The following is a 19248-nucleotide window of genomic DNA, read 5'->3' as shown; positions in this document are numbered from 1 at the left end:
TGGTGGCGCGTCGCTCTGTTCTATGGCGAGTCCTTCGGAGTGGCAACTGTGCGGGTGGTATGCCGTGTGGTGGAATGAAGTGCGCATCGGTGCGTGTCAGCCGGTGGACGATCTATCGGTCGGCACCAATCAACGTTGCATGCAAGACGTAGCGCTCGGGTCCGGGCGTGACAGCATCGAACGGCCAACAGGTCGCGAGAACAAGCTCGAAACCTCGTGCTGTGGCGTCGATCCCCGATGCATCGAAACGAACCACGGCCGAGGAATCCGCGCGATAGTGAAAATGTCGGCCGTCTCGTCGTGTGACATCGATGACGTCACCGATGGCGACATTGCGCAGGAAGCGGAAATGCGTGTCGCGATGTGCGGCATAGACGGCTATCCCGCGTTCGCCTGCATCGGCCGTGTGCTGGATGTGGCCGGGTCCGAAAGCAAGCGCCTGTCCGCTCGCGCCTTCCAGCACGATGGCGCTGGCGCCGATCCGCTTGACCTCGATCCGCGCAACCGGCCAGGTGTCGGCCCAGGACCACGGCTTGACCGGTTGGCCCGTCGCAATGCTTCGGTCGAACGCCTGCTCCAGCAACACCTGCGCCAGCCAGGCCTTGACGTGGGTGTAGGCGCCGTCGCCGAACAAGAGGAAGCCGACAAGCGCGAGAGCCAGAGGAGAGACGAGGCGGGGCATTGCAATGACCTTGAGAAAAAGGCGCGCGCGGCCGTTTTTACGGGACGGGCAGCCGCGCGCGCTAACAGAGGAGTTCGGGGGGCTCCTCTCTCAACCGGCGTCAGTGAGCAAAGGCTGACGCCGGTTGAACACGAACAGGATCAGGGCGAGCACGATGAGGACCAGGCCCGCGATCATCTTCAGCTCGGCCGAGGTCGCTGTCTTGGGCAGACGGATCGCATCGGGTGCAGCGGGCGTCGGCCGCCGCGTCGCCGCTTCGTTGCGCGCATCGGCATGACGTTCGCGCAGCTGTGTCGGCGTCAGATGCGGCCGTTCCCCGAACACCTTCTCGAAATCCCAGCCAGCCGGCAGGTTGATCGGCAGTTCGCTGAGCTTGAGCGGCGCGCCTTCAGGGCGGCTCGGCGTCTTGTCGACCGCAACGAGGCTGGTCAGGCGCGTGACGATCTGATGCTCGAGCGCCAGCGCCAGGATCGCCTTGTCGGCCTCTTCGGGCGCGAGCTCCCGCATGGCGCGCGCCACTTCGGCGTCACCGATCTTGCGCCTGGCCCAGAGCTTCGACAGGCCCTTGCCTTCGGCGGCCTTTTGCAGCGGCAGCGTCACCGACCATGGACGGTCGCCGACGCGCCCCTTGATCTCGAGCGAGCCTGCAAGCTGGTCGAGCCTTGCCGCCAGCACGAGCGGCTCGTCGCGATAGACGTCGGGGATGATCGCCGGGGTGACGTCAGCCTTGGCTTCGGAGAACTTGGCAGTGAGGCCGGTCACGGCCGGGTTTTCGAGCTTGGCGAACAAGCCGCGCATGCGCTCCTCCACCTGCTCGACGGAGCCGATATGGGTGAAGGCTCCACGGCCGAGCTCGGCGGCGCGGGTCATCAGATAGGTGTTGGGCGCGGATCCGATGCCGACCATGAAGATGCGCGAGCGGCCGCGCATCGCCGTGATGGTCTCGAATAATTGCTGCTCGTTGCCGATTGCGCCGTCGGTCAGGAAGACGACCTGGCGAACCATCCCGGTGTCGCCGAGCTTGTCGGCCAGCGCGGCGCGCATCGCCGGCACCATCTCGGTGCCGCCGCGCGCCTGCAGCGCGCTCACGAACGAGGTCGCCTCGCCGACATGCGCAGCATCGGCCGGCACGGAGGCGGGAAATAGCACGTCCATGGTGTCGTCGAAGCGGATGACATTGAACCGATCGGCCGGCTGCAGCCGAGAGAGCGCGTAAGTGAGGCTCGCCTTGGCCTGGACGATCGACGTGCCGCCCATCGACCCCGAATTGTCGATTACGAATACGACCTCGCGCGGCAGCGGCTTTTGCATTGCCAGCTCGGCGCTGGGCGGGGTGACGAACGCGAGCAGGTAGTCGGCATCGCCGACACGTTCGCGGAACAGCCCGACCGTCGGCGCCTTGTCGGCAGCGGGCTGCCAGGTGAGCTCGAAGTCGCGGTCGGCCGGGACGGCGCCGTCGGCGAGCGTGACGACGCGTGTCGCGCTGTCCGGGCTCTCGATCTTGACCTTGTGATGGTGGCTCTTGACCTCACCAAGCGCGAAGCCGGCCTTCAGGCGCACTGTGATGCTGGTCGGATTCACCGGTGCAGCCTTCGCAGGGTCCAGCACGGGAGGCGAGATGCGGTCACGGTCCGGCACTGGATCCGATGTCGCCGCGCCCCAGCCCGATCCGTCCTTGCGGAAATCGACGCTCTGGACGATCGGCGCCGGATTGTAGTGCGGTCCGACCACCAGCGGCAGGCGGAGCGAATATTCGTTGCCGCATTGATGCACGGGTTCCTGATATTCGATCTGCACCAGCACGGTTTCGCCGGGACCGATATTGGCGACCGAATTGGTGAAGATGTTCGGCCGCTCCTGCTCGGTGAGTGCCGCCTTCCGGCCGGTCCGGCGCGCCTCTTCGTAGATCACGCGCGCCTGCTGCCGCTCCTTGATGTCTCCGACGATGACGCGGTCGCCGGCCACCATCTTCAGCGTATCGACGGCGCCGCCGGGCGCGAGTGGGTAGACATAGGTTGCCTCAACCCAATCCCTGCTCGGGTTGCGGAAGACCTGAGTGACCCGGGCGCGCAGCGTCGGTCCGGAGACCGTGATGTCGATGTCGATACCGAGGCGGATCGCCTCGGTGACGGCGCCGTCTTCCTTCAGAAGCAGCGTACCGGACCGCGCATCGCCGGGCTGGAGCAGACCGGCCTGCTCGGGCGTTGCCGACCAACTCGTCCCGAAGCTGACGAGCAGGGCCACGAAGGCCATCAGCATCACCGCGATGCCCTGCGCGAGAAGAAACAATCCGAGCTTGATCAGCCCTTTCAACAAGGGGTGCTCGTCGTTTTCGGCTGTGTCGTAGGTGTCCATTTGGCCTGCTCCCGGAGGGACGTTTGTCGGCTCTCAGCATTTGCCGGGAGAGGCTGATCTCGCGAGCAGAATGATCGGCAATGTTCCGCCACGGCCGGCCGGGTGCGCCGCAGCCGGGGGCGGCCATGTGCGGTTTTGTGCTGGTTTGTCCGGCCTGCTAGAGTGGCCCTGCTGGAGCAGGGCTGGCGATGCGGATGCAGGACAAACTGAACGACAAGCAGCTTTCGGACGAGCAGAGCCGCGAGATCGCCGAGACCATTCGCGAGGAGCTTGCGAGACGCCGGATCTCCCGGCAGGCGCTGGCCGAGCAGGCCAAGCTCAGCCTGTCGACGTTGGAGAAGGTGCTTGGCGGGCGGCGGCCGTTCACGCTGGCGACGACGGTCCGGCTGGAGCAGGCACTGGGCGTCTCCTTGCGCAGGAATCCCGTTGTGGCGGCGCCTCCGGCCGCGAACGATGTCGCTCCCGACAGTCTCGGGTCCTATGCGCATCGCGCCGTGACCTGGCTCGAGGACGTCTACATCACGTTGCGGCCGTCATTCGGCGACAAGGACGCGATCTTCGCCTACCGCACCGAGATCATTTGGGAGCCGAAAGTCTCTTCGCTGGTCTTCCGCGAGGGCGATCGGACCGATGCTGCCTACGAACATACCGGCGAGGTCGCCGTCCCCCATCAGTCCGGCTTCATCTACCTCGTCATCATCAAGCACGGCCAGCATCGCGTGATCACGGTGTCGCGGCCGACAGTGTCCGGCGAGATGTACGGCATCATCTCGACGCTTCGCGCCGGTCCCGGCTCGCAACTCACGCCGATCGCGGCGCCGATCGCCTATGTGCCGCTCAGGAACGTCCCGCAGCCGTCATTGGGACGGGTCGCGCCCGACGATGCCAATCATGCCCTGTACCGGAAGCACCTGCGCCGCACGGTGGAAGAGCCCTTTGCGCTGTTCTTGACGTTATAAAGCAGGATGAGTTTTGGTTGAATCGATGTGCGCTCAGGACTCGATTCACCTCTCCCGCAGGGAGAGGTCGGAGCGCATCGAAGATGCGGTCCGGGTGAGGGGATCTGGTCTCGCTGAGTGCCGCGGCCCCTCACCCGGATTGCGCTGGACGATGCTTCGCATCGCCAGGGCAATCCGACCTCTCCCCGTCGGGGAGAGGTAAATCACCGATAGCCCGCCGAATCTAGTTTCGCATGCTCTAGCCTGCGAAAGACAAGAGAACGGCGGCCTCTTGGCCGCCATTCGGCATCTTGTCGCGCTGCTGGAGGGCGCGTCAGCCTCCGGTTTCGGCGCTGATGACGTCGCCGAACAGGTCCCATTTGCCGCCTTTGAACTGCATCATTTTGAGCTGCTCAATCGGAGCAAAGTCATTCGGGCCCGTATTGATCTTGATGCCGGGGATCAGCGTGTCAGGCGTGAAATCCTTCAGGCTCGCGGCCTGCTTCATCACGTTCTCGCGTGTCAGCTCGTCGCCGCATTGCTTCAAGGTCTGCACCAGAGTTTGAGCTGCGGCATAGCCGTAAACCAGATTGGTATCGGTGATGTCGGCGCCGGGCATATACTTGCTGACGAACGCCATGAATTTCTTCATGCCCTCGTCGTCCTTCCATTGCGGGTCGGTGGCATCTTTCAAATAACCTGCGGAAAGCACGCCTTCAGACGCCTGAAGGCCCGCCGGCTTCATCACGGCGCCGATCGAGATCGACACGTCGGTCATGACATGCATCGGCTTCCATTCCAGCTCGGCGATCTTCTTGATCGCCTGGGCGGCGAATTTCGGCGTCGAGATGTTGACGAAGACGTTGGCGCCGGTGCCCTTCAGCTTGACAATGTGGGAGTCGATCGACGGTTCGGTGGTCTCGTAGCTCTCTTCCGCGACGATCAGCGATGAGGCCTTGTCGCCGAAGATCTCCTTGATGCCGGCGACGTAGTCTTTGCCGAAATCGTCGTTGGCATAGAAGATCGCGACCTTGGCGTCGGGCTTGGCCTGCAGGATGTACTTCGCGAAGATCCGTGCCTCGACGCGGTAGCTCGGCTGGAAGCCCATGGTCCAGGGGAAGCCTTTCGGGTCGTTCCACTTGCTGGCGCCGGTGGCGAGGAAGAGCTGCGGCACCTTCTTCGAATTGTGATACTTCTGCACGGCGGTCTGGGTCGGGGTGCCCAGCGCGTTGAAAACCAGGAACACTTCGTCGCTCTCGATCAGCTTGCGGACCTGCTCCACGGTCTTGGGCGGCGAATAGCCGTCATCGTAGGAGATCCAGTTGATCTTGCGGCCGTTGATGCCGCCCTGGTCGTTGATCATCTTGAAATAAGCTTCCTCGGTCTTGCCGATGATGCCGTAGGCGGAAGCGGGGCCGGAATAGGCCTCGACATTGCCGATCTTGATCTCGGTGTCGCTGGCCCCGGTGTCGTATTTCTTCTGCGCATAGGCGCCCTGAACGGAGAGCAAGGTCAGGGCCGCGGCGGCGGCGAGCAGAACGAGTTTCTTGTTCTTCATGGAAATTCCTTGGGTTTTCTTCTGGGTTGGGCAGGCACTTCAAAAAGAAAGGCGCCCGCAAGGGGCGCTTTGATCAGGCATTGGCGACTTTCTTGTCGACCTCGGAAGCGGCCGAGAAATCCTTCCGCAGCGTCGGCTTGTGGATCTTGCCGGTGGCGTTGCGCGGCAGCGCGTCGACGAAGCGAATCTGGCGCGGGCATTTGAAGCGCGCCAGGTTGGCCGAGCAATGCGCAAAGACGTCGGCCTCGGTCAGCTTCTGGCCCGGCTTGACCGCAATGATGGCAAGGCCGACCTCGCCCCATTGCGGATCGGGAATGCCGATCACGGCGGCTTCCGCAACGGCCGCGAGCTGGTGCAGCACGTTCTCCACCTCGGCCGGATAGACGTTCTCGCCGCCGGAAATGTACATGTCCTTCCAGCGGTCGACGATGTAGTAAAAACCTTCCTCGTCGATGCGCGTGGCGTCGCCCGTGTGCAGCCAGCCGTCGGTGAAGGAGGTCTTGTTTGCCTCCGGCCTGTTCCAATAGCCCGGCGTGATGTTGGGTCCCTTGACCCAGAGCTCGCCAAGCTCGCCGACATCGGCATCGCTGCCGTCGGGGCGCACGATGCGCACTTCGGTATGCAGCACCGGCTTGCCGGCGGAGCCGGCCTTGCGTGCCGCATCCTCGCGGTCGAGCACCAGCACGGCCGGCGAGGTCTCGGTCATGCCGTAGCCCTGCTGAAGCGCGACGCCGCGTGCCTCCCAGACTTTCAGTAGCGGCACCGGCATCGGAGCACCCCCGACGCCGCCGACGATCAATCGGCTGAGGTCGGTTGTCGCGAAGGCCGGGTGTTGAGCCATGAACTGGTAGATCGCCGGCACGCCGAAGAACACGTTGATGCCCTGCACGGGATCGTTGATCAGGCCGAGCGCGGCGCCGGGATCGAAGGTGCGCATGATCAGCACGGTGCCACCGGCATGCAGCACCGGATTGGTGTAGCAATTCAGCCCGCCGGTGTGGAACAGCGGCAGCACGGTGAGCAGCACCGAGGAGGGTCCGATGCAGGCGGGGCCGCCGAGATTGACGCAATTCCAGAAGGTCATGCCATGGGTGATGGTGGCCCCCTTCGGGTGCCCCGTCGTGCCCGACGTGTACATGATGGTCGAGACGTCATCGAGCGTGACCTGCTCGGCGCGCTCCAGCGGTCTTGCGCCGGCGATACCGGCCTCATAGGACCCGGCGGGCCCAAGCAGCAGGCTGATTGCGACCCCGCAGAGCTTTGCGACGGTCAGCGCGGTTTCCGCCAGGTCGGCGTCGTGGATCATCACCTTGGGCGCGCAATCGCCGGTGATGAATTGAAGCTCGGGCACGGCGAGGCGGGTGTTCAGCGGCACGAAGATGGCGCCCAGCCGGCCGCAGGCGAACTGCACCTCCAGCGTATCGGTCGTGTTCAGCGCCAGCACCGCGACACGGTCGCCGCGTGCGACATTCAGGGTGTGCCGCAGGAATGAGGCGAGGCGCGAGACGCGGGCGTCAAGCTGTGAATAGGTCAGGCGGCGCTCGCTTGCGAGGTCGATCAGCGCAACCTTGTTCGGCGTGCGTCGGCCATGATGGACGATCCAGTCGTAGTAGCGAACGGCCAAACATTCCTCCCTCGGCGGTCTTGTGCCGCCCGCTTTCTTGCTGCTTGCGCACCATGCCCGGCGTGGCCCTGGGGCCAGCCGGAGTCTGTGCAGCAACGTTTTTTGCGCCAGAGTTGGCCTGCCAGCGGTGAAAATCGTCTTGCGTTAAGTTGCTAGCTTGCTGCGTCGACCGCAGCGTCCGCGCCGATCAGCCACTCCGCGCAAGTGAGCTGCCCAGGTTCCGGCCATGGTTGCCGCGACGAATCCGTCCACGAGGCATGTGTGCGATGAAGAGCCCGTTCTATACCGCCGAGCACGAGGCGTTTCGCGACGTGATGCGCCGCTTCGTCGAGAAGGAGATCACCCCGTTCGCCCATGAGTGGGACGAGGCCGGAGAATTCCCGCGCGAACTCTATCGCAAGGCGGCCGAGATCGGGCTGTTGGGCCTCGGATTCCCCGAGGAATATGGCGGGATCGCCGCCGACCAATTCATGAAGATCGTCGCCAGCCAGGAGCTGGCGCAGGCGGGAGCGGGCGGCATCAGCGCCAGCCTGATGAGCCACACCATCGGCTCGCCGCCGATCGCGCGCGCGGCGCGTCCCGAGGTGAAGGCGCGGGTGCTGCCGCAGGTGCTGGCCGGCGAGAAGATCTCCGCGCTCGCCATCACCGAGCCGGGCGGCGGCTCGGACGTTGCAAACCTCCGCACGAGGGCGCGGCGCGACGGCGATCACTACGTCGTGAGCGGCGAGAAGACCTTCATCACCTCAGGGATGCGCGCCGACTATCTGACTGTCGCCGTGCGTACGGGCGGCGAGGGCGCCGGCGGCGTCAGCCTGCTCCTGATCGAAGGCGACACGCCCGGCCTGTCGCGCACCAAGCTGAAGAAGATGGGCTGGTGGGCCTCCGATACCGCGACGCTGCATTTCGACGGATGCCGCGTGCCGGCCGGAAACCTGATCGGCGAGGAGGGCCAAGGCTTCAAGATCATCATGCAGAACTTCAACAGCGAGCGCATGGGCATGGCGGCAGGCTGCACCGCCTTCGCCCGGGTCTGCCTCGATGAGGCGATCGCCTACGCCAGGGAGCGCAAGACCTTCGGCAAGCCGCTCGCGCAGCACCAGGTCATCCGTCACAAGATCGTCGACATGGCCCAGAAGGTCGCAGCGAGCCAGGCGATGCTGGAAATGCTGGCCTGGCGGCTCGAGCAGGGCGAAAGCCCGGTCGCCGACATCTGCATGATGAAGAACCAGGCTACGCAGACCATGGCGTTCTGCGCCTCGGAGGCCGTGCAGATCTTCGGCGGCGCCGGCTTCATGCGCGGCATCAAGGCCGAGCGCATCTACCGCGAGGTCAAGGTCAACGCCATCGGCGGCGGCACCGAGGAGATCATGAAGGATCTGGCGTCGAGGCAGATGGGATTGTGATGCACGCCGTCATTCCGGGGCGACGCGAAGCGTCGAACCCGGAATCTCGATATTGTAAGACTCATCGCTGGATTCCGGGTTCGCGCTTTGCGGGCCTCGGAATGACAAAGGGGAAATAATGCTATTCACCGCCGACCACGACGACATCCGCCGTTCCCTGCAAAAGTTCATCGCCAATGAGATCAATCCTCATGTCGATGAGTGGGAGAAGGCCGACATCTTCCCGGCGCACGAGCTGTTCAAGAAGATGGGCAGCCTCGGCTTTCTCGGCCTGAACAAGCCAGTCGAGTTCGGCGGCTCCGGCCTCGACTATTCCTACGCGTTGATGATGGCGGAGGAGTTGGGGGCCATCACCTGCGGCGGCGTGCCGATGGCGATCGGGGTGCAGACCGACATGGCAACGCCCGCGTTGGCGCGCTTCGGCTCCGACGAGGTGCGGCGCGAATTCCTGGCGCCCTCGATCTCGGGCGATTTCGTCGCCTGCATCGGCGTCTCCGAGCCCGGCGCCGGCTCGGACGTCGCCTCGATCAAGACGCAGGCGCGCTCCGATGGCGACGACTACGTCATCACCGGCGGCAAGATGTGGATCACCAACGGCACGCAAGCCGACTGGATCTGCCTGCTCGCCAACACCGGCGACGGGCCCGTTCATCGCAACAAGTCGCTGATCTGCGTCCCCATGAAAAGCAAGGGCGTCACGGTCGCCCGCAAGCTCGACAAGATGGGCATGCGCTCCTCCGACACCGCGCAGATCTTCTTCGACAATGTCCGCGTGCCCAAGCGCAACCGGATCGGCGAGGAGGGCAAGGGCTTCACCTACCAGATGATCCAGTTCCAGGAGGAGCGGCTCTGGGGCGCGGCGGCCTGCCTGAAGGCGCATGAATACATCATCGAGCAGACCATCGAATACACCCGCAACCGCAAGGCCTTTGGCCAGAGCATCCTCGACAACCAGGTCGTGCATTTCAAGCTGGCGGAGATGCAGACCGAGGTCGAGCTCTTGCGCGCGCTGATCTATCGCGCCGGCGAGCAGCTGGTCGCCGGCGAGGACGTGACGCGGCTCGCGACCATGGCCAAGCTGAAGGCCGGTCGGCTCGGCCGCGAGCTCACCGACGCTTGCTTGCAATATTGGGGCGGAATGGGCTTTACCAACGAGACGCCGGTCAGCCGCGCTTACCGCGACAGCCGCCTGACCTCCATCGGCGGCGGTGCCGACGAGGTCATGCTGATGGTCCTGTGCAAGATGATGGGCACGCTGCCCGGCAGCAAAGGAAGCTCCTGATGATCACGCTCTATCACTGCGACGCCGCGCGCTCGTTCCGTCCGCTCTGGATGCTGGAGGAGATGGGGCTGCCTTATGACCTCAAGATGCTGCCGTTCCCGCCGCGGGTCTTCGCCAAGGAATATCTGGCGCTCAATCCGCTCGGCACGATTCCCTTGCTGGTCGACGGCGAGACGAAGATGACGGAATCCTCCGGCATCTGTCATTATCTCGGCGTCAAATATGGGCCAACGCCGCTGATGGTTGGGCCAGAGGATCCTGCCTATGGCGCGTTCCTGAACTGGATGTATTTCAGCGACGCCACGTTAACCTTTCCGCAGACGCTGGTGCTCCGATACACCCAGCTCGAGCCGGAGGAGCGCCGCAATCCGCAGGTCGCGACCGACTATGCAAAGTGGTTCCTGGGCCGGCTGCGCGCTGTCGAGGCAGCCACCGCAAATGCCGAAACCTTGTGCGCCGGCCGCTTCACTGCCGCTGACATCGTCATCGGTTATGCGCTTCGTCTGGCCGACAATATCGGGCTCGCCAAGGATTTTGGGCCAAATGTCGCAGCCTATTGGGCCCGTCTCCAGCAGCGCGACGGCTTCAAGCGTGCCGTTGCTGCGGAGCAGAAGGCCGGGAAAGAGCAGAATGTCACACCGAGGGTGAGAGCGTAAGGCCGGCCGTCATTCCCGGCGATGCGCAGCATCGACCCGGAGCCTCGAGGTTCCCCGGCGCGCAACTGCGCACCTGAGGTTCAGTCCTGCGGACTGTCCCGGAACGACGGCGCTCGTTTCCATGACAGCGCTATCCCGTCGTGACAGCGCCCAAATTTCCGCTAAGGTGACCTCCGTCCGCAGCGGCCAGAGAGCCGCGCGAGGAGGATCCCAATGGAAGATAAAGGTCGCGAATCCGACCATCTGATGCTGATCACGCCCGAGCGGGTATTCTATGCCGGCCTGCTCGGCCGCCCTCGCAAGCGCACCCCCGGCTGCTGCCATGTCTATGTCGCGGTGAAGGGCAGCCTGCATCTGACGATCGACGACGTCCACACCTCGGACGAGTTGATCGTGACGCTGCCGAACCAGCGGCACACCATCGCCAGCGACTATCGCACCGTGATCAGCGTGACGCTGGAGCCCGAAAGCATGCCGGACGGCGTGATCGAGGCGTTGGCCGGGCGGCTGCGCGGTCCGGACAAGGCCGCCTATGCCCGCAAGATCCTCGCCGCCTACGCGCTGCTGCGCCAGCGTCGCTATGGCGACATCACCACCGCCGAGTTCGACGAGATGTGCTTCGGCGAGGCGCTGCCGCGCCGCGTGCTCGATCCGCGTGTGATCCGCGCCGTTGCCCGCATCGAACGTTTCTCCGGCGAGCCGGTGACAGCCGATACCTGCGCGGCGGAAGCAGGCCTCTCGGCCTCGCGCTTCCTGCATCTGTTCAAGGAAGAGACCGGCATCTCCTTCCGCTCCTTCCGGGCCTGGAAGCGCGCGCGGCATTTGCTGCACTTCGCCAACCAGGACCTCAACCTCGCACATCTCGCGCAGGACATCGGCTATCCCGATTCGACCCATTTCAGCCACTCGATCCGCCGCTTCTACGGATTGAAGCCGCGCGCGATCTTCGTCGGATCGCGGGACCTTGCGATCTATCGCAGCACCGAGACGGTGCGCATGGCGGAGGCTTCGTAGGGTGGGTTAGCCGAAGGCGTAACCCCCCACTTATGCATCTGCGGCAAGAGACGTTGGTGGGTTACCTGCGCTAACCCACCCTACGAAAGCTCGCCCTTTCCCAGCTTCTCCGCGCAAGAAGCCGCATCTCGCGCATCACATGATCGCAAGCGTTGAATTCTCAACGTGCGAGATATTTTTGGCATGAGCGACAAGGCCGTCATCACCTGCGCGCTGAACGGCGTGCTTACCGATCCGAAGCAGCACAATGTGCCCGTGACGCCCGAGCAGATGGCGCGCGAGGCAAAGGCTGCGTTCGACGCCGGCGCGTCCATCATGCACATCCATCTGCGCCAGCAGGCGCCGGGCAAGGGCCACCTGCCGTCCTGGGAGGTCGCGGTCAGTAAGGAGATCCAGCAGGCGATCCGCGAAGCCTGTCCCGGCGTTATCATCAATCACACCTCGGGCGTGTCGGGGCCGAACTATTCCGGTGCGCTCGACTGCATCCGCGAGACCCGACCGGAGATCGCCGCCTGCAACGCCGGCTCGCTGAACTATCTGAAGGTGAAGGCCGACAACAGCTGGGCCTGGCCGCCGATGATGTTCGACAATGCCGTCGAGAAGGTGAAAGACTATCTCGACGTCATGAACGCCGTCGGCACCATCCCCGAGTTCGAATGCTTCGACGTCGGTATCGTTCGCTGCGTCGGCATGTATCACCAGGTCGGCATGTACAAGGGGCCGCTCGAATATAACTTCGTGATGGGCGTCGCGTCCGGCATGCCTGCTGATCCCGAGCTGCTGCCGATCCTGATCAAGCTGAAGCGTCCCGAGGCGCATTGGCAGGTCACCGCCATCGGCCGCGAAGAGATCTGGCCGCTGCACCAGCGCTGCGCCGAGCTCGGCGGCCATCTGCGCACCGGTCTCGAGGACACGTTCTATCTCGCCGACGGCAAGAAGGTGACCTCGAACGGCCAGCTGATCGAGGCGGTTGCCGCCTGCGCAAGACGCGCAGGCCGCGAGATCGCGAGCCCGGCCGAGGCGCGGAAGATCTTTGGGACGAATCGCTGAGTACCCGTCGTTCCGGGGCGATGCGTAGCATCGAATCCGGAACGACGAGATTCCGGGTTCACGCTTCGCGTGCCCCGGAATGACGATCAAGGTCTGTCATGTCCATTCTCGAAAACACCATTTCCCCCGGCAGCGCCGCCTACCACGCCAATCGCGACGGCATGCTCGCGCTGATCGACCGCATGCGTGCGCTGGAAGAGCGCACGCGCGCGGCGTCGGCCGCGGCGAAGGACCGCTTTCACAAGCGCGGCCAATTGCTGCCGCGCGAGCGTGTCGCGCTGGTGCTCGATCCCGGTGCGCCCTTCATCGAGCTGTCGACGCTCGCCGGCTACATGTTCGACGTGCCGGATGCGAGCAAGAGCGTCCCGGGCGGCGGTGTCATCGCCGGCATCGGCTTCGTCTCGGGCATCCGTTGCATGGTCAGTGCGAGCGATTCCGGCATCGATGCCGGCGCGCTGCAACCTTACGGCCTCGACAAGACGCTGCGGGTGCAGGAGCTCGCGCTGGAGAACAAGCTGCCCTATGTCCAGCTGGTCGAAAGCGCCGGCGCCAATTTGCTGCGTTATCGCGTCGAGGATTTCGTCCGCGGCGGCAACATCTTTCGCAATCTGGCGCGGCTCTCCGCTGCGGGTCTCCCGGTCGTCACCGTGACACACGGCTCCTCCACCGCGGGCGGCGCCTATCAGACTGGCCTGTCCGATTACATCGTGATGGTCCGCGGTCGCACCCGCGCCTTCCTCGCGGGGCCCCCGCTGCTGAAGGCCGCGACCGGCGAGATCGCGACCGAGGAAGAGCTCGGCGGCGCCGAGATGCACACGCAGGTCTCCGGCCTCGGCGACTATCTCGCCGAGGACGATCGCGATGCACTTCGCATCGCGCGCGAGATCATGGCGGCGCTGCAATGGGAGCGGCCGGGCAGGGTAGCTGCGCACTTCAAGCCGCCGCGCTACGATCAGGACGAGCTGCTCGGCATCATGCCGATGGACCACAAGCGCCCTGTGGACCTGAAACAGGTGATCGCGCGCATCATCGACGATTCCGACTTCACCGAGATGGCGCCGAATTACGGTCCGGCCACCGTCTGCGGCCATGCCCGCATCGAGGGTCAGGCCATCGGCATCATCACCAACAACGGTCCGCTCGATCCCGCCGGGGCCAACAAGGCGACGCATTTCATCCAGGCCTGCTGTCAGACCCGGACGCCGATCCTCTATCTCAACAACACCACCGGCTACATGGTCGGCAAGGCCTATGAGGAAGCCGGCATGATCAAGCACGGCTCCAAGATGATCCAGGCCGTGACCTCGGCGACGGTGCCGCAGATCACCATCTACTGTGGCGCCTCGTTCGGCGCTGGCAATTACGGTATGTGCGGCCGCGGCTTCCATCCGCGCTTCTGCTTCTCCTGGCCCAACGCGAAGACCGCCGTGATGGGCGGCGAACAGGCGGCCGAGACCATGGCGATCGTGACCGAGGCCGCCGCGGCGCGCCGCGGCAAGCCGATCGAGAAGGACAAGCTGGACGCCATGAAGGCACAAATCATCGGCGTGTTCGACGGGCAGATGGATGTGTTCTCCACCAGCGCCCGCGTGCTCGACGACGGCGTGATCGATCCGCGCGACACCCGCGCGGTGCTGTCCGAGGTGCTCGCGATCTGTCGCGAGGGTGACGCGCGCACGCCCCAGCGCATGCAGTTTTCGGTGGCTCGCCCATGAGGAACGGATCAGTGCAGCAGCGGCCGTTCTTTAAAGTTCTGGTTGCCAACCGCGGCGAGATCGCGCTGCGCGTGATGCGCAGCGCACGGCAGCTCGGCCTTCGCGTCGTCGCGGTGTATTCGGATGCGGATCGCGATGCGCTCCATGTGCGGCAAGCCGATCAGGCCGTGCGCATCGGGGAAGCCTTGCCGGCGCAGTCCTATCTCAACATTCCCGCCATCATCGCCGCGGCCAAGGCCAGCGGCGCCGATGCCGTTCACCCCGGCTATGGCTTTCTCGCCGAGAACGAGGAGTTTGCGCGAGCCTGCAAAGACGCGGGCCTCGTCTTCATCGGCCCGTCGCCGCAGGCGATCGAGGCGATGGGCAACAAGGCCGGCGCCAAAGAGATCATGAAGAAGGCCGGTGTGCCGATCGTGCCCGGCTACCAGGGCGCCGATCAGGGCGACGAGGTCATGCTCGCGGAGGCCAGGAAGATCGGCTTCCCCGTGATGATCAAGGCGGTCGCCGGTGGCGGGGGGCGCGGCATGCGGCTGGTCACGGATGCTGCGTCCTTTGCTGATGCGCTGCGCAGCGCTCGGTCGGAGGCGAAGGCGGCGTTCGGCAATGCCACCGTCATCCTCGAGCGCGCGATCCAGAACCCCCGGCACATCGAGATCCAGGTGTTCGGCGACCGCCACGGCAACGCCATCCATCTCGGCGAGCGCGATTGCTCGGTGCAGCGGCGGCACCAGAAGCTGATCGAGGAGGCACCGTCGCCCGCGGTCACGCCGGAGCTGCGCGCCCGAATGGGCGAGGTCGCGGTCGCCGCGGTCAAGGCGCTACGCTATGAAGGCGCCGGTACGCTGGAATTCCTGCTCGATCAAAGCGGCGCGTTCTACTTCATGGAGATGAACACGCGCCTGCAGGTCGAGCATCCCGTCACCGAGGCGATCACCGGGCTCGATCTCGTCGAGCTGCAGTTGCGCGTCGCGCGCGGCGAACCCTTGCCGGTGAAGCAGCAGGACATCAAGTTCTCCGGCCACGCCATCGAGGTGCGGCTCTGCTCGGAAGATGCCGCGAACGACTTCATGCCGCAATCGGGCCGCATGACGCGCTGGCACGTGCCTGAAGGCATTCGCGTCGAGCACGCGTTGCAATCGGGCTCGGAGATCCCGCCGTTCTACGATTCCATGATTGCCAAGGTGATCAGCCACGGCGCCACGCGCGAGGAGGCGAGGGGCCGGCTGATCGTCGGCCTGGAGCAGCTCACGGCGTTCGGCGTGACGAACAATCAGGCGTTCCTGTTGTCGTGCCTGCGTCATCCCGGCTTTGCGAAGGGCGAAGCGACGACGGCTTTCATCGGCGCGCACCGCGACGAATTGCTGGCGCCGCGGGCAGGCGCGGCATTCGATACGGCGCTGGCGGGCCTGCTGCTCTACGTCACAAATCCGCGTGCGCCGTCCTGGCAGGGCGGCCGGAGTCTATCGGCGACGTTCCCGCTTCCAGCGAAAATCGAGATCGCCGGCCAGACGCTGGAGCTCGAAGTCACGCGCGAACGCGACGGCAGCTACACCGTCGCCACCGCCGGTCGGCAGGATCGATTCGAGATCGAGCAGTTCGACGCTGCCGTCGTCCGCTTTCGCCATGACGCGGTGATGGACAGCGCCAAATTCCTGCGCGACGGCGATCGGCTCTACCTCCAGCATTGCGGCATTCCGCTCGCGGTCACCGATCTCACCCTCGCCGCGCCGAAGGCGGCCGCAAACAACGGCGGTGACGGCAAAGTCCGCGCCGCCATGAACGGCCGCGTCGTTGCCGTGCTGGTCAAGCTTGGGGACCGCGTCACCGCCGGCCAGCCGGTGCTGACGCTGGAAGCGATGAAGATGGAGCACGTCCACAAGGCCGGCATCGACGGCGTGGTCGCAGCGATCGATGTCGCCGAGGGCGATCAGGTGACCACGGGACGGATCGTGGCGGAGATCGGGGCCGGGTAGGGTGGCGACCTCCGTCATTGCGATGAGAAAAGGGATCGTCCAAACGCCCCCTGAGATCATTGCCGCTATGCCGGTCGCCCCGTCCCGTCATTGAGCAGGCACGCCACCTGATGGCCGTCGCCCGCATCCATCAGCATCGGCCGTTCCGCCCTGCACCGCGCCATCGCAAACCGGCAACGGGTGTGAAACGCGCATCCCGGGGGCGGATTGACCGGGCTCGGCACGTCGCCGTCGACCAGCGGCATGAGCTTCTTCGCCAGCGGATTGGCGATCGGCACCGAGGCGAGCAGGGCCTGCGTGTAGGGATGCCGCGGGTTGCGGAATAGTTCGTCCTTGTCGGCGATCTCCACGATGCGGCCGAGATACATCACGGCGACACGGTGGCTGATATGCGCGACCACGGCGAGGTCGTGCGCGATAAAGAGATAGGAGAAGCCGTGCTGCCGCTGCAGGTCGATCAGGAGATTGATCACCTGCGCCTGGATCGAGACGTCGAGCGCGGAGACCGGCTCGTCGCAGACGATCAGGCGCGGCTCCAGCGCCAGCGCCCGCGCGATGCAGATGCGCTGGCGCTGGCCGCCGGAGAATTGATGCGGGAAGTTGCGCATCTGGTCGGGTCGCAAGCCCACCTGCTCGAACAGCCTTGCAACCCGCGCTTCCAGCGCCTTGCCGGTCGCGAGCCCGTGCACGGCGAGCGGCTCGCCGACGATGTCGCCGGCGGTCATGCGCGGATTAAGCGAGGCGAAAGGATCCTGGAACACAATCTGCATCGAGCGGCGGTGCGGGCGCAGCGCCGCCTTGGAGAGGTGGGTGATATCCTCCCCATCGAGCCGGATCTGGCCCGAGGTCGGCTCGACCAGGCGCAGCACGCTGCGCGCCACCGTCGACTTGCCGCAGCCGGATTCGCCGACGAGGCCAAGCGTCTCGCCGGCATGAAGCGAGAACGAGACGCCGTCGACGGAATGCACGGTGCCGACCTGTCGTCGCAGCACGCCGGCGCGCACCGGGTAATGTTTCTTGAGGTCGGTGACCTCGAGCAGCGCCTCGGTCATGCCACCTCCGCGACTTCTTCGGCGCGCCAGCAGGCGGCGAGATGGCCGCCGCCCCAATCCGCCAGCGGCGGATATTCGGCCTCGCAACGTTTGATGGCGAGCTTGCAGCGCGGCGCGAAGGCGCAACCCTTCGGCAGCCGCACCAACGAGGGCACCGTGCCCGGGATTTCGTTCAGCCGCGCCGGTGCGGCGACGCCGGATGCCGGGACGGCCGGGATCGAGGCCATCAGCCCGCGCGTATAGGGATGCTTGGGCGCGGCGAACAGTGCTTCGACGCTGGCCTCCTCGACCTTTCGCCCCGCATACATCACGATCACGCGCTGCGCGGTCTGCGCGACGACGCCGAGATCATGCGTGATCAGCACGAGGCCGGTGCCCAGCTCCTTCTGAAGGTCGAGGATCAGCGCCAGGATCTGCGCCTGGATGGTGACGTCGAGCGCGGTGGTCGGCTCGTCCGCGATCAGCAGCGCCGGCCGGCAGGCCAGTGCCATGGCGATCATCGCGCGCTGGCGCATGCCGCCGGAGAGCTGGTGCGGATATTCGCGCGCCCGCCGCGCCGGCTCGGGGATGCGCACCAGCCGCAGCATCTCGACGGCGATCTCTTGCGCCTGTTTCGACGAGATGTTCCGGTGCAGCCGCACGGCCTCGACGATCTGGTCTCCGATCCGCATCACCGGATTGAGCGATGTCATCGGCTCCTGAAAGATCATGGAGATGCGATTGCCCCTGACGGCGCGCATCTGCGTCTCGTCCAGCGCCAGCAGATCGGTGCCTTCGAGCGAGACGGAGCCGCCGACGATGCGGCCAGGCGGGTCGGGCACGAGGCGCATCAGCGACAGCGCCGTGACGCTCTTGCCGCAGCCGGATTCGCCGACGATCGCCAGGGTCTCGCCGCGCCTCACGGTGAAGGAGACGTCGTCGACGGCCTTGAACAGCCCGGAATTGGTGAAGAACACCGTCTTCAGGTTCTTCACCTCGAGCACGAGATCGGATTTGTCCGCCATCAGCCGCGTTGCCTCGGATCGAGAATGTCGCGCAGGGCGTCACCGAACAGATTGGCGCCGAACACGGCGAGGCTGATGGCGATGCCCGGAAAGATCACGAGCCACGGCGCCGTGCGGACATATTCGGCGGCGGATTCGGAGAGCATGCGGCCCCATGACGGATAAGGCTCGGGAATGCCGAGGCCGAGGAAGGAGAGTGAAGCTTCGGTCAGGATGGTCGAGCCGAGCTGGGCGGTGGCGAGCACGATCAGTGGCGCCAGCGTGTTCGGCAGCACATGACGCAGCGCGATGCGCACCTCGCTCATGCCGATTGACTTGGCGGCCTCGACGAAGGGCTGCTCGCGCAGCGCCAGCGTGTTGGCGCGGGTGACGCGCGACACGGTCGGGATCAGCGGAATGGCGATGGCGATGATGACGTTCGGCAAAGAAGGGCCGAGTGCTGCGGTCATGATCAGGGCCAGGACCAATAGCGGCAGTGCCTGCAGCACGTCGGAGACGCGCTGGAATACGAGATCGACCCAACCGGACAGATAGCCTGACGTCAGCCCGACGATGACGCCGATCGTGCCGCCGAGCGCGGTCGAGCCGATGCCGACCGCGAGCGAGATCCGCGCGCCGTGGATGATGCGGCTGAACACGTCGCGGCCGAACGAGTCCGTTCCCATCCAATGGGCCCAGCTCGGGCGCGCGAGTGCGCGCGCAGAATCGACCGTGAGGGGATCATAGCGCGCGATGAAGTCGGCGAAGATCGCGGTGAGCACGAACACCGCCATGATGATGAGCCCGGCCGCGCCGAGCACATGCCGCTGCGCCAGAAACAGCACGCGCCGCCACCCGCCGGTCGCATGCGCCCCGGCCCGCCTCAGTTCAACGTCAAAGTCGATCGCGGCCATGAGCCTCTCCGCGGGGAGAAACACCTCTCCCCCTCGGGGAGAGGTCGGC

Annotated in this window: 15 protein-coding genes; 8 read left to right on the top strand and 7 right to left on the bottom strand. The window is 65.3% G+C overall.

Translation table 11 applies throughout. The annotated features are described in order from the left end of the window. Positions 1 to 112: 112 nt before the first annotated feature. Entirely contained in the window at positions 113 to 682 is a 570-nt protein-coding gene (locus P6U31_RS35155) for a class GN sortase (RefSeq protein ID WP_407186174.1), read from the bottom strand. A 90-nt stretch (positions 683 to 772) separates the two neighbouring features. Beyond that, positions 773 to 3037, bottom strand: coding sequence for a marine proteobacterial sortase target protein (locus P6U31_RS35150; protein ID WP_407186173.1), 2265 nt, complete (start codon positions 3035 to 3037; stop codon positions 773 to 775). A 188-nt stretch (positions 3038 to 3225) separates the two neighbouring features. Here P6U31_RS35150 and P6U31_RS35145 point away from each other — a divergent pair, with 188 nt between their 5' ends. Continuing rightward, positions 3226 to 3996 (top strand): transcriptional regulator, encoded by a 771-nt coding sequence (locus P6U31_RS35145; RefSeq protein ID WP_407186172.1) that lies wholly within the window; start codon positions 3226 to 3228, stop codon positions 3994 to 3996. 313 nt (positions 3997 to 4309) lie between these two features. On the opposite strand, the gene P6U31_RS35140 is transcribed toward P6U31_RS35145, so the two are convergent. Together P6U31_RS35140 and P6U31_RS35135 are read right to left on the bottom strand one after the other, a co-directional pair. Then, the gene (locus tag P6U31_RS35140) at positions 4310 to 5533 is read right to left on the bottom strand and encodes an ABC transporter substrate-binding protein (protein WP_407186171.1); all 1224 of its coding nucleotides are present in this window, start codon (positions 5531 to 5533) and stop codon (positions 4310 to 4312) included. A 73-nt stretch (positions 5534 to 5606) separates the two neighbouring features. After that, positions 5607 to 7157, bottom strand: coding sequence for an acyl-CoA synthetase (locus tag P6U31_RS35135; RefSeq protein ID WP_407186170.1), 1551 nt, complete (start codon positions 7155 to 7157; stop codon positions 5607 to 5609). A gap of 266 nt (positions 7158 to 7423) precedes the next feature. On the opposite strand from P6U31_RS35135, the gene P6U31_RS35130 reads away from it, so the two are divergent. The 7 genes from P6U31_RS35130 to P6U31_RS35100 all read left to right on the top strand — a co-directional run bounded on the left by P6U31_RS35130 (position 7424) and on the right by P6U31_RS35100 (position 16250). Then, entirely contained in the window at positions 7424 to 8560 is a 1137-nt protein-coding gene (locus tag P6U31_RS35130; RefSeq protein ID WP_407186169.1) for an acyl-CoA dehydrogenase family protein, read from the top strand. Positions 8561 to 8678: 118 nt separating this feature from the next. Beyond that, a complete protein-coding gene (locus P6U31_RS35125) occupies positions 8679 to 9842 on the top strand; it encodes an acyl-CoA dehydrogenase family protein (protein WP_407186168.1) in 1164 nt (387 codons plus the stop codon). Beyond that, positions 9842 to 10498: a glutathione S-transferase family protein gene (locus P6U31_RS35120; RefSeq protein ID WP_407186167.1), complete on the top strand. Its 657-nt coding sequence runs from the start codon at positions 9842 to 9844 to the stop codon at positions 10496 to 10498. Before P6U31_RS35125 ends, P6U31_RS35120 begins: the two co-directional genes overlap by 1 nt. Before the next feature lie 213 nt (positions 10499 to 10711). Continuing rightward, positions 10712 to 11512: a helix-turn-helix domain-containing protein gene (locus P6U31_RS35115; RefSeq protein ID WP_407186166.1), complete on the top strand. Its 801-nt coding sequence runs from the start codon at positions 10712 to 10714 to the stop codon at positions 11510 to 11512. 183 nt (positions 11513 to 11695) lie between these two features. After that, complete coding sequence (locus P6U31_RS35110; RefSeq protein WP_407186165.1) at positions 11696 to 12562, top strand: 3-keto-5-aminohexanoate cleavage protein; 867 nt, start codon at positions 11696 to 11698, stop codon at positions 12560 to 12562. Between the two features lie 98 nt (positions 12563 to 12660). Beyond that, the gene (locus P6U31_RS35105) at positions 12661 to 14277 is read left to right on the top strand and encodes an acyl-CoA carboxylase subunit beta (protein WP_407186164.1); all 1617 of its coding nucleotides are present in this window, start codon (positions 12661 to 12663) and stop codon (positions 14275 to 14277) included. Continuing rightward, the gene (locus P6U31_RS35100; RefSeq protein WP_407186163.1) at positions 14274 to 16250 is read left to right on the top strand and encodes an acetyl/propionyl/methylcrotonyl-CoA carboxylase subunit alpha; all 1977 of its coding nucleotides are present in this window, start codon (positions 14274 to 14276) and stop codon (positions 16248 to 16250) included. Before P6U31_RS35105 ends, P6U31_RS35100 begins: the two co-directional genes overlap by 4 nt. A 65-nt stretch (positions 16251 to 16315) precedes the next feature. On the opposite strand, the gene P6U31_RS35095 is transcribed toward P6U31_RS35100, so the two are convergent. Genes P6U31_RS35095 through P6U31_RS35085 form a run of 3 tightly spaced genes read right to left on the bottom strand, consistent with a single transcriptional unit; the run spans position 16316 to position 19199 of the window. Further along, the gene (locus tag P6U31_RS35095) at positions 16316 to 17302 is read right to left on the bottom strand and encodes an ABC transporter ATP-binding protein (RefSeq protein ID WP_407186162.1); all 987 of its coding nucleotides are present in this window, start codon (positions 17300 to 17302) and stop codon (positions 16316 to 16318) included. Then, positions 17299 to 18306 (bottom strand): ABC transporter ATP-binding protein, encoded by a 1008-nt coding sequence (locus P6U31_RS35090; protein WP_407186161.1) that lies wholly within the window; start codon positions 18304 to 18306, stop codon positions 17299 to 17301. The genes P6U31_RS35095 and P6U31_RS35090 overlap by 4 nt, the downstream gene beginning before the upstream one ends. After that, on the bottom strand, positions 18306 to 19199 hold the full coding sequence (locus P6U31_RS35085; RefSeq protein ID WP_407186160.1) for an ABC transporter permease: 894 nt from the start codon (positions 19197 to 19199) through the stop codon (positions 18306 to 18308). The genes P6U31_RS35090 and P6U31_RS35085 overlap by 1 nt, the downstream gene beginning before the upstream one ends. Positions 19200 to 19248: the final 49 nt, after the last annotated feature.

Origin of the sequence: Bradyrhizobium centrosematis, assembly GCF_045571495.1 — a bacterium.
GTDB classification, from domain to species: domain Bacteria; phylum Pseudomonadota; class Alphaproteobacteria; order Rhizobiales; family Xanthobacteraceae; genus Bradyrhizobium; species Bradyrhizobium centrosematis.
Note: the sequence above shows the minus strand (reverse complement) of the source record. Positions and strands in the feature narration are given on the sequence as shown.